This is a genomic window from Pseudomonas sp. FW305-3-2-15-E-TSA4, from assembly GCF_058787295.1.
Genome location: NZ_JBYSZP010000005.1, coordinates 214,775 through 230,785, shown reverse-complemented (window position 1 = coordinate 230,785; position 16,011 = coordinate 214,775). Strand labels below are relative to the sequence as shown.

The following is a 16,011-nucleotide window of genomic DNA, read 5'->3' as shown; positions in this document are numbered from 1 at the left end:
TCTGACCGGGAGTGGGGCATGGGCTGGGATCGGGCAACGCCGTTCACCATTGATCTGCAAGTAGGCGCCGAGGACATCGACGGGCTGGGCCACGCGAACAACGCGGTGTACGTGACCTGGCTCGAGCGCTGCGCCTGGCGCCACTCGCAGCGTCTGGGGCTGGATCTGGTCGAATACCGGCGCCTGGATCGGGCGATGGCCGTGGTGCGTCACGAAATCGATTATCTGGCGGCGGCCTACGAAGGCGACGAACTGCAACTGGCGACCTGGATCGTCGATTGGGATCAGCGCCTGAAAATGACCCGGCACTTCCAGCTGATCCGCCCCAGCGACAACGCCACCCTGCTGCGCGCCCAGACCACTTTCGTCTGCATCGAACTGTCCAGCGGCAAACCCAAGCGCATGCCGGCGGAGTTCATCGAGGGTTACGGCCCGGCAATCCAGACTTCAGGGGTAGCGAAAATCTAACCTGTGGGAGCAGGCTCACTCCTGCAAGGGATCTGCGGTTTTTCTCGTAATCCAGTAAACTGCCGCACGTTTTTTCTTCCTGAGTAGTGTTTTCCCCATGCAAATTGCCCTGGCGCCCATGGAGGGGTTGGTCGACGACATCCTGCGCGACGTGCTGACCCGCGTTGGCGGCATCGACTGGTGCGTGACCGAGTTCATTCGGATCAACGATCAGTTGCTCACTCCGGCCTACTTCCACAAGTTCGGCCCGGAGCTGCTCAACGGCGCCCGCACCCGTTCCGGTGTGCCGTTGCGCGTGCAATTGTTGGGCTCCGATCCGGTGTGCCTGGCGGAAAACGCGGCGCTGGCCTGCGAGCTCGGCTCGGAAGTGATCGACCTGAACTTCGGCTGCCCGGCCAAGACCGTCAACAAATCCCGGGGCGGGGCGGTGCTGCTTAAGGAGCCGGAGCTGCTCAACAGCATCGTCGAACACGTGCGTCGCGCCGTGCCGGCGCACATCCCGGTCACCGCGAAGATGCGCCTGGGTTTCGACAGCCCGGACGGCTCGCTGGTCTGCGCCACTGCGCTGGCCGAGGGCGGCGCCGAGCACATCGTGGTGCATGCCCGGACCAAGGTTGATGGCTACAAGCCGCCGGCGCATTGGGAGTGGATTCCGCGGGTGCAGGACGTGGTCAAGGTGCCGGTGTTCGCCAACGGTGATATCTGGAGCGTCGAGGACTGGCGTCGTTGCCGCGAGATCAGCGGCGTCGAAGACATCATGCTCGGACGCGGTCTGGTATCGCGCCCGGATCTGGCCCGGCAGATCGCTGCCGCGCGCGCCGGTGAGGAGGTGGTCGAGATGAGCTGGGCCGAGCTGCTGCCGCTGATTCAGGACTTCTGGCTGCAAGCCAAGGCGCAGATGACCGCACGTCAATCGCCGGGTCGCTTGAAGCAATGGCTGGCGATGCTGACGCGCAATTATCCCGAGGCGACCGAGCTGTTTACCGTGCTGCGTCGCGAGACAGAACCGGATCAAGTCTCGCGTTTGCTGGGTTTGCCGGTCGCCGAAGCAGCCTGAAAAAAATCTGCAAATACTCTCTTGAAATCATTTTGGCGGTCCCTATCTAAGGGTTACGCGATGCCGAATTCGGGTCGCGGAGTCAAAAAAACTTGCTGATTGTTTTCAGGAGATTTGAACCATGAGTACTGCATTTTCCCTGGCACCACTGTTCCGTTCCTCGGTGGGTTTCGATCGTTTCAACGACCTGTTCGAAACCGCGTTGCGCAACGAGCCAGGCAGCACCTACCCACCCTACAACGTGGAAAAACACGGTGACGATCAATACCGTATCGTCGTAGCGGCCGCCGGTTTCCAGGAAGAAGACCTGGAGCTGCAAGTCGAGAAGGGTGTGCTGACCATCAGTGGCGGCAAGCGTGATGCCAACGAAGGCGTGACCTTCCTGCATCAAGGCATTGCCCAGCGTGCTTTCAAGCTGTCCTTCCGCCTGGCCGATCACATCGAGATCAAGGCCGCCGATCTGAGCAACGGTCTGCTGAGCATCGACCTGTTGCGCGTGATCCCGGAAGAAGCGAAAGCCAAGCGCATCCCGATCAACGGAGCGCAGAAGCCGGTTCTGCAATAAGGCCGAGCAAAAAAGAAGGGCGCCACTGGCGCCCTTTTTTTGTGCTCGTCATTCGAGCATCTTTTTCAACGCCTCCAACGCCACCGGCCGACTGTGCAGATAGCCCTGATACAAATGGCAGCCCAGCCCTTGCAGGAACGCCAGTTGCTCCGGCGTCTCCACGCCTTCGGCAATCACCTCCAGTTCCAGGCTGCGGGCCATGGCGACGATGGCGCGGATGATCTCGGCGTCGTTGGGGTCGGTGGTCGCGTCGCGGATGAATGACTGGTCGATTTTCAGGGTGTCCACCGGCAGGCGCTTGAGGTAGGTCAGCGATGAATAGCCGGTGCCGAAATCGTCCATGGCGAAGCTCACGCCGAGTTTTTTCAGGCGACGCATCTTGCTGATGGTGTCTTCCAGGTTCTGGATGACGATGCCTTCGGTGATCTCCAGTTTCAGCAGCGAGCAGGGCAGGCCGTGGCTGCTCATGCTGTGTTCGATGCGTTCGACGAAGTCGTTCTGGCGGAACTGCCGTGGGCTGATGTTTACGCACAGGCTGAAGTTGAGCGGGTCGACCAGTTTCAGCGCGATCAATTGTTTGAACGCCTCACAGGCCTCATCGAGGATCCAGGTACCGACCTCCAGAATCAGCCCGCTGTCTTCCAGCACCTTGATGAATTCAGTGGGCGATTGCGCGCCGAGTTCCGGGTGATTCCAGCGCACCAGCGCCTCGGCGCCAATGATGCGGTTGTCCCGCGCATCGACCTGCGGCTGGTAGTGCACGTTGAATTCACCGCGCGACAACGCCAGACGTAAGTCAGTCTCCATGCGCAGCCGTTCGCTGGCCGCCTTCTGCATGGTGTTGTGGTACATCTGCGTGGTGTTGCGCCCGGAATCCTTGGCTCGGTACAGCGCAATGTCGGCGCGCTTGAGCAGGTCGGTCGGGGTCGAGCCGTGATCGGGAATCAGTGCCACGCCGATGCTCGGTGTCACTTGCAGGCGCTGGCCGTCGAGGAACATCGGCTCCGAGAGCAGTTCGCGAATGGTGTCGGCCAGTTCCCGCACTTGTGCACTGACCTCGTTGCGCGTGCCTTCGAGGCCACTGAGCAGCACCACGAATTCATCGCCGCCGAGACGCGCCACCGTGTCCTCCATGCGCACGCTGGCTTCAAGCCGCGCGGTGATGATTTTCAGCACCGTGTCGCCGACCGGATGACCCAGCGAGTCGTTGATGTGCTTGAAGTGATCGAGGTCGAGGAACAGCAGCGCACCACGCAGGTTGTGGCGCTTGAGCAGGGCGATCTGCTGGCTCAGGCGATCCATCAGCAAAGCGCGGTTGGGCAGATTGGTCAGCGGATCGTGATAGGCCAGATGGCGGATCTGCGCTTCGGCGTTTTTCAGCAGGCTGACATCTCGCGCCGTCAGCAGCAGGCACGCCGTTTCGTTGAGGGTGATCGGTTCGATCGACACTTCAACGGTCAGCAACTCACCGCGCTTGTTGCGCCCGAGCATCTCCTGATGATGAACGCGGCCCTTGATCTGCAGTTCGGCAAGCAGCGCCGAGCGTTGTTTCTCTTCGGCCCAGATGCCGATCTGGTACACGGTTTTGCCCACCACTTCTTCGGCACGATAGCCGGTGAGGCGGCAGAAACCGTCGTTGACCTCCAGATAGCGCCCGGTGTCACGTTCGGTGATGGTGATCGCGTCGGGGCTGGAGTGAAATGCTTTGGCGAATTTCTCTTCGCTGGCCTTGAGTGCGGCCTCGGAGCGCTGTTGTTGGGTGATGTCGCGCAGGGTGGTGACGATGCACGGCTGATTGCCGACGCTGATCTGCCGGCTGGAAATCACGCACGTCAGCGACTGGCCGTCCTTGTGCTGGACGATGATCGCGACATTGCTCAGACCCTGTTCGCGAATCACCCGCTCGATGCGTTGCAGACTCTTCGCCGAGGCGTCCCACAGGCCGATGTCCTCGGCGGTGCGCCCGATCACGTCGGCGGCGCTCCAGCCGAAGGTCTGGGTGAAGCTGTTGTTGATCTCGATGAACTCGCCGCTGTCCTGGCGGGTGACGCAGATCGGGTCGGGGCTGACCTGGAACAGCGTGGCAAATTTCTCTTCGGAGGCGACCAGACGTTGCTCGCGCTCGACCTGATCGGTGATGTCCAGCAAGGTCCCGGCCATGCGCAGTGGCGCGCCATTTTCGTCGCGGTAGAGGCGGGCGCGGCTTTCCAGATAACGTGAGCTGCCATCCGCCAGTTGCACGCGATAGGTCAGTTGATAGTTGCCGGCCGGGCCTTCGCGCAGGCTGCGGTAGGCGTCGCGCATGCTGTCGCGCTCCTCGCCGGGCACGCCTTCGAAGAACTCCTCGAATGATTCGTGAAACGGGATCGGCTCCAGCCCGTGCAGTTGCGCGGCCCGCGCCGAGCCGTAGAGCATGCCGCTGGGAATGTGCCAGTCCCAGGTGCCGAGTTGCGCCGAGTCCAGCGCCAGATCAAGGCGTTCCTGACTGTCTTTCAAGGCGTGTTCGGCGGCTTTGCGTTCGGTGGTGTCGAGAAACGTGCTGAGCAGATACGGCTGGCCTTCGAGTTCGACCTTTTGCGCACTGAGGATACCGTCATGAATCTGCCCGTTGCTGGCGCGGAACTGCACTTCCATGCTGATCAATTCACCTTTGGCCTTGGTCTTTTTCACCAGCTCTGCGCGTTGTTCGGGGTGCACCCATAGGCCCAGTTCCAGTGTGGTGCGACCAATGGCGTCCTGGACCGGCCAGCCGAACAGACTTTCGAAATACTGGTTGGCTTCGGTGATCAGGCCGTCTTCCTGGCGCGTCAGCAGCACCATGTTCGGGCACAGGTGAAAAAGTGTGGCGAAACGTTTCTCCGAGCTGCTCAGAGCCTGTTCGCGCTGGCGCTGGTGGGTGATTTCGCGAATCACCCCGATCATTCGGGGCCGGCCGTTTTTGTCCGGCAGCAGGCTGCCGCTGATTTCCAGCCAATGCAGGCTGCCGTCGGGCCAGCGGATGCGGTGGTGCATCGCCTGTTCCAGCGGGGCGCCGGCAATCACCGCGTGGAAGGCGCGCACGGTTTTCGCCCGGTCTTCGGGCGGCAGCAGATCCAGATATTCAAGATCCTGCGGCAACGGTTGACGTGGATCGAAGCCGAACAGCGCCTGAGTGCCCCGTGACCAGCTGATCTGCCCGCGCTCGATGTCCCAATACCAGGCGCCGAGCCGGGCGCCGTTGAGCGCGGCGAGCAATTGCGGCGCACTCTCCCAGCTCTGCTCGGAACGTCGCGGATCAATGGCCTGAATACGCGGCATCGGCGGAATTCGGTCAACAGATTTCGGCATTGTTAACGGGCCTTGAGCTGATGGTGGCGTTAGGCACAGGGACAGCGGCTCTATAGGAGTAGCACAAGTTAGCCGGGAGTCCCTGGCAGATCGATTTGCGCATCCAGCAAGGCCATGAAAGCCCTTGCCGCATTCGACAGCGTCCGTTCGGTGTGCACGATATAGCCTAGCTGGCGACTGAGCTGTATGCCCGGCAAAGGTATGCGCGCGACCTGTTCATCAAGCATGGTGCGGGGCAGAACACTCCAGGCCAGACCAATGGAGACCATCATCTTGATGGTTTCCAAGTAGTTGGTGCTCATGGCGATGTTCGGCGTCAGCCCTTGGGCTTCGAACAAGCGTTGGACAATGTGATGAGTAAAGGTGTTGCCTCCGGGAAAAACCGCCGGATGACCGGCAATGTCCGCCAGGCTCACCGCGCCATTGCTGATCAGCGAATGTTCCGGCGCCACCACGAAATCCAGCGGGTCGTCCCACACCGGCGCGGCTTTGACCAGCGTGTGCGGTTCCGGCGCCAGGGTGATCACCGCCAGTTCCGCACGGCCATGGAGAATCTCTTCGTAGGCCACTTCCGAATCAAGGAACTGAATATCCAGCGCCACCTGTGGGTAGCGGCGGGTGAATTCCCTTAACAGGGGCGGCAAGCGGTGCAGGCCGATGTGGTGACTGGTGGCCAGGGTCAGCCGACCGCTGACTTCGCCGGTCAGGTTGGTCAGGGCACGGCGGGTGTCGTCCAGCACGTTGAGAATCTGATAAGCCCGGGGCAACAGGGCGCGGCCGGCCTCGGTCAGGCCGACTTCACGACCGAGTCGGTCGAACAGCCGCACCTTCAATTGTTGCTCCAGTCCGGCGATGCGTTTGCTGATCGCCGGTTGCGTCAGGTGCAGGCGTTCACCGGCGCCGGAGAAGCTGCCGGTCTCGGCAATCGCGATAAAAGCGTTGAGGTTGGCCAGATCCATGAATCGTATTCCAGTTGGTTATCCAAAGCATAAAAAATATGAATTTGAGTTATTTAATCTAACCCCATAGGATCGGCCTCACAAGCCAAAGGGTTATTGATAAGCCCAGGGCATAGAAACAAGCTGATGAGGAACCGTCTGATGGCCGGCAAAACGCTCTACGACAAGCTCTGGGATTCGCATTTGGTCAAACAGCGCGACGATGGCTCGGCGCTGATCTATATCGATCGTCACATCATCCACGAAGTGACCTCGCCGCAAGCCTTCGAAGGCCTGCGTCTGGCCGGGCGCAAGCCTTGGCGAATCGATGCCAACATCGCGACCCCGGACCACAACGTACCGACCACACCGGAGCGCAAGGGCGGCATCGCCGCGATTGCCGACCAGGTCTCGCGTTTGCAGGTTCAGACCCTCGATGACAACTGTGATGAGTACGGCATTGTCGAGTTCAAGATGAACGACATCCGCCAAGGCATCGTCCACGTGATCAGCCCGGAGCAGGGCGCAACCTTGCCGGGCATGACCGTAGTCTGCGGCGACTCGCACACCTCGACCCACGGCGCGTTCGGTGCCTTGGCGCACGGGATCGGCACTTCCGAGGTCGAGCACGTGCTCGCCACCCAGTGCCTGGTCGCGAAGAAAATGAAGAACATGCTGGTGCGCGTCGAAGGTCAGTTGCCATTCGGCGTGACCGCCAAGGACATCGTCCTCGCGGTGATCGGCAAGATCGGCACCGCCGGCGGTAACGGCCATGCCATCGAATTCGCCGGCAGCGCGATCCGCGACCTGTCCGTCGAAGGCCGCATGACCATCTGCAACATGTCCATCGAAGCCGGCGCCCGTGTGGGCCTGGTGGCTGCGGACGAAAAGACTGTCGAATACGTCAAGGGCCGTCCGTTCGCACCGACAGGCGCGCAGTGGGATCAGGCGGTTGAAGCCTGGAAAGACCTGGTCTCCGACGCCGACGCCAAGTTCGACACCGTAGTTGAGTTGGACGCTGCACAGATCAAGCCGCAAGTCAGCTGGGGCACTTCGCCTGAAATGGTGCTGGCCGTTGATCAGAACGTGCCGGATCCGGCGAAGGAAATGGATCTGGTCAAGCGCGATTCGATCGTCCGCGCCCTGAAATACATGGGTTTGACCGCCAATCAGGCGATCACCGACATTCAACTGGATCGCGTGTTCATCGGCTCCTGCACCAACTCGCGCATCGAAGACTTGCGCGCTGCGGCCGTGATCGCCAAGGGGCGCAAAGTCGCTTCGACGATCAAGCAGGCAATCGTCGTACCGGGCTCGGGTCTGGTGAAGGCGCAGGCGGAAGCCGAAGGTCTCGACAAGATCTTCCTCGAAGCCGGTTTCGAATGGCGTGAGCCGGGTTGCTCGATGTGCCTGGCGATGAACCCGGACCGTTTGGAGTCCGGCGAGCATTGCGCCTCGACCTCCAACCGTAACTTCGAAGGCCGTCAGGGCGCCGGTGGTCGTACCCACCTCGTGAGCCCGGCCATGGCCGCTGCGGCGGCGGTGAACGGTCGTTTCATCGACGTTCGTGAATTGATCTGAAGGAGAGCGCAGCATGAAAGCTTTTACCCAGCACACTGGTCTTGTCGCGCCTCTGGATCGTGCCAACGTCGACACCGACCAGATTATCCCGAAGCAGTTTTTGAAGTCGATCAAGCGCACCGGTTTCGGCCCGAACCTGTTCGACGAGTGGCGTTACCTGGATGTCGGTCAGCCGTATCAGGACAACTCCAAGCGCCCGTTGAACAAGGAGTTCGTGCTCAACGCCGAGCGTTATCAGGGCGCCAGTGTGTTGCTGGCCCGTGAGAACTTCGGTTGCGGCTCCAGCCGTGAACACGCGCCGTGGGCGCTGGAAGAATACGGTTTCCGCAGCATCATCGCGCCGAGCTACGCCGACATCTTCTTCAACAACAGCTTCAAGAACGGCTTGCTGCCGATCATCCTGAGCGACGCTGAAGTCGATGAATTGTTCAAGCAGGTCGAGGCCGAGCCGGGCTATCAATTGCAGATCGATCTGCACGAGCAGACCGTGACCAGTCCGAGCGGCAAGGTGTACCGCTTCGAGATCGACGCGTTCCGCAAGCATTGCTTGTTGAATGGGCTGGACGATATCGGCCTGACTTTGCAGGACGGTGATGCGATTGCCGCGTTCGAGGCCAAGCATCGTGTGAGCCAGCCGTGGTTGTTCCGCGACGCGTGATTGATTCGAGATTGATGTAGTCAGGGCCGGCCTCTTCGCGAGCAGGCTCGCTCCCACACTTGAAATGCATTCCCCTGTGGGAGCGAGCCTGCTCGCGAAGACGGCCGCTCAAACAACACAAATGCAGGATGTGACCATGACCAGCACCGCCCAACACAGTCAGGTTGTACAAAAGCAATTCGGTGAACAGGCCGCCGCCTACCTGAGCAGCGCCGTTCACGCTCAAGGCACCGAATTCGCGCTGCTACAGGCTGAACTGGCCGGGCAGGGCGACGCCCGGCTGCTGGACCTGGGTTGTGGCGCCGGTCATGTGAGTTTTCATGTGGCGCCACTGGTCAAGGAGGTGGTGGCCTACGACCTGTCGCAGCAGATGCTCGATGTGGTCGCCGCTGCGGCGGTTGATCGCGGCATGAAGAACATTGCCACGGTCAACGGCGCCGCCGAGCGCCTGCCGTTTGCCGATGGCGAATTCGATTACGTGTTCAGTCGTTATTCGGCGCACCATTGGAGCGACCTCGGGGTGGCCCTGCGTGAAGTGCGTCGGGTGCTGAAACCGGGCGGTGTGGCAGCGTTCATCGACGTGTTGTCACCGGGCAGTCCGTTGTTCGACACTTACCTGCAAAGCGTCGAAGTGCTGCGCGACACCAGCCACGTGCGCGATTATTCTGCCGGCGAGTGGCTGCGGCAGGTCAGCGAGGCCGGGCTGCACACTCGCAGCACCACGCGTCAGCGCCTGCGTCTGGAATACAGCAGTTGGGTCGAGCGCATGCGCACGCCCGAGGTGATGCGCGCGGCGATCCGCCAGTTGCAGCAGTCGATGGGCAACGAAGTACGAGAATATTTTGAGATTGATGCCGACGGCTCGTTCAGTACAGATGTAATCGTACTGATGGCTGAGCGCTAAGAATTTTTCCGGGCGCGCCCTGAGTGGCGCACCGATTGAAGACACGAGGAAAGCATGAGCAAGCAGATTCTGATTCTCCCAGGTGACGGTATTGGTCCGGAAATCATGGCCGAAGCGGTCAAGGTGCTGGAGCTGGCCAACGACAAGTACAGCCTGGGCTTCGAGCTGAGCCATGACGTGATCGGTGGCGCGGCCATCGACAAGCATGGCGTGCCGTTGGCCGACGAAACCCTCGAGCGTGCCCGTGCTGCCGACGCCGTGCTGCTGGGCGCAGTGGGCGGCCCGAAATGGGACACCATCGAGCGTGATATCCGCCCTGAGCGCGGTCTGCTGAAGATTCGTGCGCAACTGGGCCTGTTCGGCAACCTGCGTCCGGCGATCCTCTACCCGCAACTGGCTGATGCATCGAGCCTGAAGCCGGAAATCGTTGCCGGGCTGGACATCCTGATCGTCCGTGAGCTGACCGGCGGCATCTACTTCGGCGCGCCACGCGGCACCCGCACCCTGGAAAACGGCGAGCGTCAGTCTTACGACACCCTGCCGTACAGCGAAAGCGAAATCCGCCGTATCGCCCGCGTCGGTTTCGACATGGCCATGGTTCGCGGCAAAAAGCTGTGCTCGGTGGACAAGGCCAACGTGCTGGCGTCCAGCCAACTGTGGCGTGAAGTGGTCGAGCAGGTCGCCAAGGATTACCCTGAAGTCGAACTGAGCCACATGTACGTCGACAACGCCGCCATGCAACTGGTGCGCGCGCCGAAGCAGTTCGACGTGATCGTCACCGACAACATGTTCGGCGACATCCTGTCCGACGAAGCCTCGATGCTCACCGGTTCCATCGGCATGCTGCCGTCGGCTTCGCTGGATTCGAACAACAAGGGCATGTACGAGCCTTGCCACGGTTCGGCCCCGGACATCGCGGGCAAAGGCATTGCCAACCCGTTGGCGACCATTCTGTCGGTGTCGATGATGCTGCGTTACAGCTTCAATCTGCACGATGCGGCCGATGCCATCGAGAAAGCCGTCAGCGTGGTGCTGGATCAAGGCTTGCGCACCGGTGACATTTATTCGGCCGGTTGCACTAAAGTCGGAACGCAGGAAATGGGTGACGCAGTAGTCGCCGCGCTGCGGAATCTGTAATCTCTCGGGCCCGCTGCGAAATTCAATACAAAGCAGCGGCCCACTTTTCAAGAAGGTGTAGTTGCGATGAAACGTGTAGGTCTGATCGGTTGGCGCGGCATGGTCGGTTCCGTGCTCATGCAGCGGATGCTGGAAGAGCAGGATTTCGATCTTATCGAGCCGGTGTTTTTCACCACTTCCAATGTCGGTGGCCAAGGCCCGTCCGTGGGCAAGGACATTGCTCCGCTCAAGGACGCTTACAGCATTGAAGAGCTGAAAACCCTCGACGTGATTCTGACCTGCCAGGGCGGCGACTACACCAGCGAAGTGTTCCCGAAGCTGCGCGAAGCCGGCTGGCAGGGTTACTGGATCGACGCGGCTTCCAGCCTGCGGATGAACGATGACGCCGTCATCATTCTCGACCCGGTCAACCGCAAGGTCATCGACCAGCAACTGGACGCGGGCACCAAGAACTACATCGGCGGCAACTGCACCGTCAGCCTGATGCTGATGGGCCTGGGCGGTCTGTTCGAGGCCGGTCTGGTCGAGTGGATGAGCGCCATGACGTATCAGGCGGCCTCCGGTGCCGGCGCGCAGAACATGCGTGAACTGATCAAGCAGATGGGCGCGACCCATGCTGCGGTGGCCGATCAGCTGGCCGATCCGGCGAGCGCGATCCTCGACATCGACCGTCGCGTGGCCGAAGCCATGCGCAGCGACGCGTACCCGACCGAAAACTTCGGCGTACCGCTGGCCGGCAGCCTGATCCCGTGGATCGACAAGGAACTGCCGAACGGCCAGAGCCGCGAAGAGTGGAAGGCCCAGGCCGAGACCAACAAGATCCTCGGCCGCTTCAAGAGCCCGATCCCGGTCGACGGCATCTGCGTGCGCATCGGCGCCATGCGTTGCCACAGCCAGGCGCTGACCATCAAGCTGAACAAAGACGTGCCGATCGCTGATATCGAAGGGCTGATCAGCCAGCACAACCCTTGGGTCAAACTGGTGCCGAACAACCGCGACATCAGCATGCAGGAGCTGAGCCCGACCAAGGTCACCGGCACACTGAACGTACCGGTGGGTCGTCTGCGCAAGCTGAACATGGGCTCGCAATTCGTCGGTGCCTTCACCGTCGGCGACCAACTGCTGTGGGGCGCGGCCGAACCGCTGCGTCGCATGCTGCGGATTTTGCTGGAGCGTTGATCGCTTGATGCAATGAAAGAACCCGTGCCTTGTGAGAGGTGCGGGTTTTTTTATGCCTCAGGTTTCCCGTTGTCTGGTCTGACGCCTTCGCGAGCAGGCTCACTCCTACAATGTTCGGTGTGAGGCGAACTTTTGTGTGCAACCACCCCTGTAGGAGTGAGCCTGCTCGCGATGAGGCCGGAACTGACAGCGCAAATGCCCGACAGAAATTGCCTGCATCTCACTCACCCGGTAAAGTGCCGCTCCCCCCGTTTCGCCAGAGGTAGAACCATGACCCAGACCCTTGATATTGCCGTCGTCGGCGCCACCGGTACTGTCGGCGAAACCCTCGTACAGATTCTCGAAGAGCGCGACTTTCCGGTCGGCAACCTGCACTTGCTGGCCAGCAGCGAATCCGCCGGCAGTTCGGTGCTGTTTCGCAACAAGAACGTGCGCGTGCGTGAAGTCGACGAGTTCGATTTCAGCAAGGTAAAACTGGTGTTCTTCGCCGCTGGCGCTGCCGTTTCCCTGAGTTACGCGGCGCGTGCCCACGCGGCCGGTTGCTCGCTGATCGATCTGTCCGGCGCATTGCCGGCCGAGCAGGCGCCGCAAGTGGTGCCGGAGGCCAACGCCGAGGTCATTGCCGGTCTGAAAGCACCGTTCCAGGTCAGCAGCCCAAGCCCTTCGGCGACGACGCTGGCCGTGGTGCTGGCACCGCTGCTCGATTTGCTCGAGCTGCAATACGTCAACGTCACCGCCAATCTGGCCGTGTCCGCCCAAGGTCGCGAAGCCGTGACCGAGCTGGCCCGGCAGACCGCCGAGCTGCTGAACATGCGTCCGCTGGAGCCGACTTTCTTTGATCGGCAGATGGCCTTCAACCTGTTGGCCCAGGTCGGCACGCCCGACGCTCAAGGCCACACGCTGCTGGAAAAACGTCTGGTGCGCGAGTTGCGTCAGGTGCTGAAGCAGCCTTTATTAAAGATTTCCGCCACTTGCGTTCAAGCCCCGGTGTTTTTTGGCGATAGCTATAGCGTGACCTTGCAGTCAGCGAGCGCGGTCGACCTGGCAAAGGTCAACGCTGCGCTTGAGGATGCGCCCGGCATCGAGCTGGTTGAGGCCGGCGATTATCCGACTGCGGTGGGTGACGCGGTGGGGCAGGACGTTGTCTATGTCGGTCGGGTGCGCAGCGGTGTCGACGACCCGGCGGAACTTAATCTGTGGCTGACGTCAGATAACGTACGCAAAGGCGCGGCCCTGAATGCTGTGCAGGTCGCTGAATTGTTGATAAAAGACCTGCTGTAAAAGATACTTGGCAACAATTTGTCGACTGATTCTAGGTGAGCGCTATGCTTGCCCGGAGCACTTGATAACGTGTCACCCTCCGGGACTTTCCGGGGCATCAAAGAAATGATCGCGCGCGGCAGTCTGTCGTCGTCGCGCGCAATGCCTTACGGCAGCGGCAATCAACATCTTCTCGCTGGCCGAGGAACGTTCAAACAAAGGATGAGGCTATGGTTCAAGTTCGCAAACTGGTGTTAGCAATAGCGGCCGCCTCGGCGCTGTCCTCCGGTATGGCGCATGCCCTCGGGCTCGGGGAGCTGACCCTGAAGTCGACCCTGAACCAGCCGCTGGTGGCCGAGATCGAGTTGCTCGACGTCAAGGATCTCACTGCTGCCGAAGTGGTGCCGAGTCTGGCTTCACCCGAAGATTTCGCCAAGGCCGGCGTCGATCGCCAGGCCTTCCTCAACGACCTGACGTTCACCCCGGTGCTCAACGCCAGCGGCAAAAGCGTGCTGCGCGTGACGTCGAGCAAGCCGCTGTCGGAACCGATGGTGAAATTCCTCGTGCAGGTGATGTGGCCGAATGGCCGTCTGCTGCGCGATTACAGTGTGCTCCTGGATCCGTCGAAATTCTCGCCACAGACCGCTGACGCCGCTGCGCAACCGGCACCGTCGCAGACCATCACCGCACCGACCACCGGCGCCACGCACCCGTCGCAATACACCACCACGCCGCGCGACACCCTGTGGGAAATTGCCGCGAAGGCGCGCACCGGCGGTTCGGTGCAGCAGACCATGCTGGCGATTCAGGCGCTCAACCCGGATGCGTTCATCGACGGTAACATCAACCGGCTGAAAACCGGTCAGGTGCTGCGCCTGCCGGACTCGGTGGAAAGCACCGCGCTGCCACAGTCCAAAGCGATTGCCGAAGTCGCCGCGCAGAACGAAGCCTGGCGTCAGGGCCGTCGTTATGTGGCCAAGCCGGGTACCGGCCAGCAGCAGCTCGATGCCACCAAGCGTGGTCGCAGCAATGTCGGCGCCGGCCAGAATGCCAAGGACAACCTGAGTCTGGTCTCTGCCGAAAACGCCAAAGGGCGTGGCAAAGGCCCGGCCGGCGATGCCAAGGCGTTGAGCAACAAGCTGGCGGTGACTCAGGAAAGCCTCGACACGACCCGTCGTGACAACGAGGAACTGAAAAGCCGCATGGCCGATCTGCAAAGTCAGCTGGACAAGCTGCAACGCCTGATCGAGCTGAAGAACAATCAACTGGCGAAGATGCAGGCCGAAGGCCCGGGCGCTGCGCCAGCCGCCACTGCTGCCGTACCGGCGATCACCGCCGAACTGGCTGCAACCCCTCCAGCCACCCCGGCAGAAGCGGCGCCAACACCTGAATCGGCGATTGCGCCACCGGTCGACACGCCTGCCGAGACGCCAGTGGTTGCGCCAAAACCGGTAGTCGATGAAGACAAAACCTTCAATGAACTGCTGACCAATCCGATCCTGCTGGGTCTGATCGGTGGCGGTGCGGTGGTGTTGCTGCTTCTGCTGTTGCTGCTGGCTCGTCGCCGCAAAGCCCAGCAGGAAGCCGAGAAACACCTGCGCATGGCCCGCGCTCTGGCAGAAGAGCAAGAGTTCTCCGCCGAGCAGGATCTGCCGGAAAGCAGCTTCGAAGGCCTGGAAACACCTGCTGCCAGCGTCAAGCTCAACACCCCGGCACCTGCGCCAGCGCCTGCTGCGGTAGTGGCTCCGGTGGTGATGGCCGAGCCGATTGCCGCGCCATTGGTCGCACCGTCCGCCGAGCGTTCCGATGACGTGCTGGACAAGGCTCAGTCGCACATCAATGCCGGTCGCCTGAATCAGGCCGCAGCGTTGCTGGAAGAGGGCGTCAGCCTCGAGCCGCAACGCAGTGATCTGCGTCTGAAGCTGATGGAAGTCTACGGTCAGCAGGGTGATCGCGATGCGTTCGTGGGTCAGGAGCGTCAGTTGGTGGCCAACGGTGATAACTTCGCCAAGGTCGAAGAGCTGAAAAAACGCTTCCCGGCCATGGCGGTCGTCGCTGTCGCGGGTCTGGCTGCAGCGGCAGCCGCCGCCGAACTCGATGCGCAATACGTCAAGGAGCTGCTGCTCGACGAGCCGGAGGCGCCTGCACCTGAGCCTGCGGCAGACGATCTCGATAGCGCGTTCGACCTGAGCCTGGACGATCTCGACAACATCACTCCGGTTGAGCCTGCACCTGTTGTTGAGCCTGACGCGCCGGTGGAGCTGGACGAGTTCCCGGCCGACGACGATCTGAGCTTTGAATCGGTGCTGCAACAGCAGACCGAGATCAAAGAGAACCTCGACGACCTGTCGGACTTCGACCTCGATCTGGATCTGGGTGCCGAGCCTGCGCCAGCCCCGGCGGCGGATCTGGCGGAGGATGACTTCCTGCTGGATCTGGACGAAGGCGTGAAAGATCTGTCGCCGGCCGAGCCTGTGGTCGCCAACGAAGTGCCACAGGACGATCTGGAGCTGCCGGCGGATTTCGATCTGTCGCTGGCTGATGAAATGGACAGCAACCCGGCGGCCGAGCCTGACGCATTCGCAGCGGAACTGAATGACGTCAACGCCGAGCTGGATCGCCTGTCGCAGAGCATCGCCGAGCCGACCTTCACCGAAGCCGATGCGGCCATGGGCGATGATCTGGGCGAGGACGATTTCGACTTCCTCGCCGGCACCGACGAAGCCGCGACCAAACTCGATCTGGCCCAGGCCTACATCGATATGGGCGACAGCGACGGCGCACGCGACATCCTCAACGAAGTGTTGACCGAGGGTGACGAGAAGCAGCGTGGCGAGGCCAAGGAAATGCTTTCGCACCTGGCGTGAGTCAGCGGTAAATAAAAACGGCAGCCCATTGAGGCTGCCGTTTTTGTTTGGGCTGGGTTTTGTAGCGGCA

At 61.3% G+C, this 16,011-nt stretch carries 12 protein-coding genes; 10 read left to right on the top strand and 2 right to left on the bottom strand.

The window, feature by feature from the left end; genetic code table 11:
* Nucleotides 1-18 precede the first annotated feature (18 nt).
* From AC3WMV_RS08980 to AC3WMV_RS08970, 3 genes are all read left to right on the top strand, one after another.
* Nucleotides 19-468: an acyl-CoA thioesterase gene (locus AC3WMV_RS08980; protein WP_096796150.1), complete on the top strand. Its 450-nt coding sequence runs from the start codon at nt 19-21 to the stop codon at nt 466-468.
* A 97-nt stretch (nt 469-565) separates the two neighbouring features.
* A complete protein-coding gene (locus tag AC3WMV_RS08975; protein ID WP_003226441.1) occupies nt 566-1,525 on the top strand; it encodes a tRNA dihydrouridine synthase in 960 nt (319 codons plus the stop codon).
* 121 nt (nt 1,526-1,646) lie between these two features.
* Nucleotides 1,647-2,090, top strand: a complete 444-nt coding sequence (locus AC3WMV_RS08970; RefSeq protein ID WP_007969230.1) for an Hsp20 family protein — start codon at nt 1,647-1,649, stop codon at nt 2,088-2,090.
* Between the two features lie 48 nt (nt 2,091-2,138).
* Here AC3WMV_RS08970 and AC3WMV_RS08965 read toward each other — a convergent pair whose 3' ends face one another.
* Together AC3WMV_RS08965 and AC3WMV_RS08960 are read right to left on the bottom strand one after the other, a co-directional pair.
* On the bottom strand, nt 2,139-5,417 hold the full coding sequence (locus AC3WMV_RS08965) for a sensor domain-containing protein (protein ID WP_098964655.1): 3,279 nt from the start codon (nt 5,415-5,417) through the stop codon (nt 2,139-2,141).
* A 68-nt stretch (nt 5,418-5,485) separates the two neighbouring features.
* A complete protein-coding gene (locus tag AC3WMV_RS08960) occupies nt 5,486-6,376 on the bottom strand; it encodes a LysR family transcriptional regulator (protein ID WP_103367614.1) in 891 nt (296 codons plus the stop codon).
* A gap of 141 nt (nt 6,377-6,517) precedes the next feature.
* Between AC3WMV_RS08960 and leuC the strand changes: the two genes are divergently transcribed.
* The 7 genes from leuC to AC3WMV_RS08925 all read left to right on the top strand — a co-directional run bounded on the left by leuC (nt 6,518) and on the right by AC3WMV_RS08925 (nt 15,941).
* On the top strand, nt 6,518-7,936 hold the full coding sequence (gene leuC / locus AC3WMV_RS08955) for a 3-isopropylmalate dehydratase large subunit (protein ID WP_027611528.1): 1,419 nt from the start codon (nt 6,518-6,520) through the stop codon (nt 7,934-7,936).
* A gap of 13 nt (nt 7,937-7,949) precedes the next feature.
* A complete protein-coding gene (gene leuD / locus AC3WMV_RS08950; protein ID WP_096796154.1) occupies nt 7,950-8,594 on the top strand; it encodes a 3-isopropylmalate dehydratase small subunit in 645 nt (214 codons plus the stop codon).
* A 136-nt stretch (nt 8,595-8,730) separates the two neighbouring features.
* Nucleotides 8,731-9,498 carry a class I SAM-dependent methyltransferase gene (locus AC3WMV_RS08945; protein WP_103367615.1) on the top strand — a complete coding sequence of 256 codons (768 nt, stop codon included), beginning with the start codon at nt 8,731-8,733 and terminating at the stop codon, nt 9,496-9,498.
* 54 nt (nt 9,499-9,552) lie between these two features.
* Entirely contained in the window at nt 9,553-10,635 is a 1,083-nt protein-coding gene (gene leuB, locus AC3WMV_RS08940; protein WP_027611530.1) for a 3-isopropylmalate dehydrogenase, read from the top strand.
* A gap of 66 nt (nt 10,636-10,701) precedes the next feature.
* Nucleotides 10,702-11,814 carry an aspartate-semialdehyde dehydrogenase gene (gene asd / locus AC3WMV_RS08935; RefSeq protein ID WP_003226428.1) on the top strand — a complete coding sequence of 371 codons (1,113 nt, stop codon included), beginning with the start codon at nt 10,702-10,704 and terminating at the stop codon, nt 11,812-11,814.
* Between the two features lie 270 nt (nt 11,815-12,084).
* Complete coding sequence (locus tag AC3WMV_RS08930; RefSeq protein ID WP_027611531.1) at nt 12,085-13,095, top strand: aspartate-semialdehyde dehydrogenase; 1,011 nt, start codon at nt 12,085-12,087, stop codon at nt 13,093-13,095.
* A gap of 209 nt (nt 13,096-13,304) precedes the next feature.
* Nucleotides 13,305-15,941: a motility hub landmark protein FimV gene (locus tag AC3WMV_RS08925; RefSeq protein ID WP_103367616.1), complete on the top strand. Its 2,637-nt coding sequence runs from the start codon at nt 13,305-13,307 to the stop codon at nt 15,939-15,941.
* Nucleotides 15,942-16,011 lie beyond the last annotated feature (70 nt).

Bases quoted from the DNA above. Each gene is read 5' to 3' on its own strand.
- AC3WMV_RS08980 (WP_096796150.1), top strand. From the start codon at position 19: ATGGGCTGGGATCGGGCAACGCCGTTCACCATTGATCTGCAAGTAGGC.
- AC3WMV_RS08975 (WP_003226441.1), top strand. From the start codon at position 566: ATGCAAATTGCCCTGGCGCCCATGGAGGGGTTGGTCGACGACATCCTG.
- AC3WMV_RS08970 (WP_007969230.1), top strand. From the start codon at position 1,647: ATGAGTACTGCATTTTCCCTGGCACCACTGTTCCGTTCCTCGGTGGGT.
- AC3WMV_RS08965 (WP_098964655.1), bottom strand. From the start codon at position 5,417: ATGCCGAAATCTGTTGACCGAATTCCGCCGATGCCGCGTATTCAGGCC.
- AC3WMV_RS08960 (WP_103367614.1), bottom strand. From the start codon at position 6,376: ATGGATCTGGCCAACCTCAACGCTTTTATCGCGATTGCCGAGACCGGC.
- leuC (WP_027611528.1), top strand. From the start codon at position 6,518: ATGGCCGGCAAAACGCTCTACGACAAGCTCTGGGATTCGCATTTGGTC.
- leuD (WP_096796154.1), top strand. From the start codon at position 7,950: ATGAAAGCTTTTACCCAGCACACTGGTCTTGTCGCGCCTCTGGATCGT.
- AC3WMV_RS08945 (WP_103367615.1), top strand. From the start codon at position 8,731: ATGACCAGCACCGCCCAACACAGTCAGGTTGTACAAAAGCAATTCGGT.
- leuB (WP_027611530.1), top strand. From the start codon at position 9,553: ATGAGCAAGCAGATTCTGATTCTCCCAGGTGACGGTATTGGTCCGGAA.
- asd (WP_003226428.1), top strand. From the start codon at position 10,702: ATGAAACGTGTAGGTCTGATCGGTTGGCGCGGCATGGTCGGTTCCGTG.
- AC3WMV_RS08930 (WP_027611531.1), top strand. From the start codon at position 12,085: ATGACCCAGACCCTTGATATTGCCGTCGTCGGCGCCACCGGTACTGTC.
- AC3WMV_RS08925 (WP_103367616.1), top strand. From the start codon at position 13,305: ATGGTTCAAGTTCGCAAACTGGTGTTAGCAATAGCGGCCGCCTCGGCG.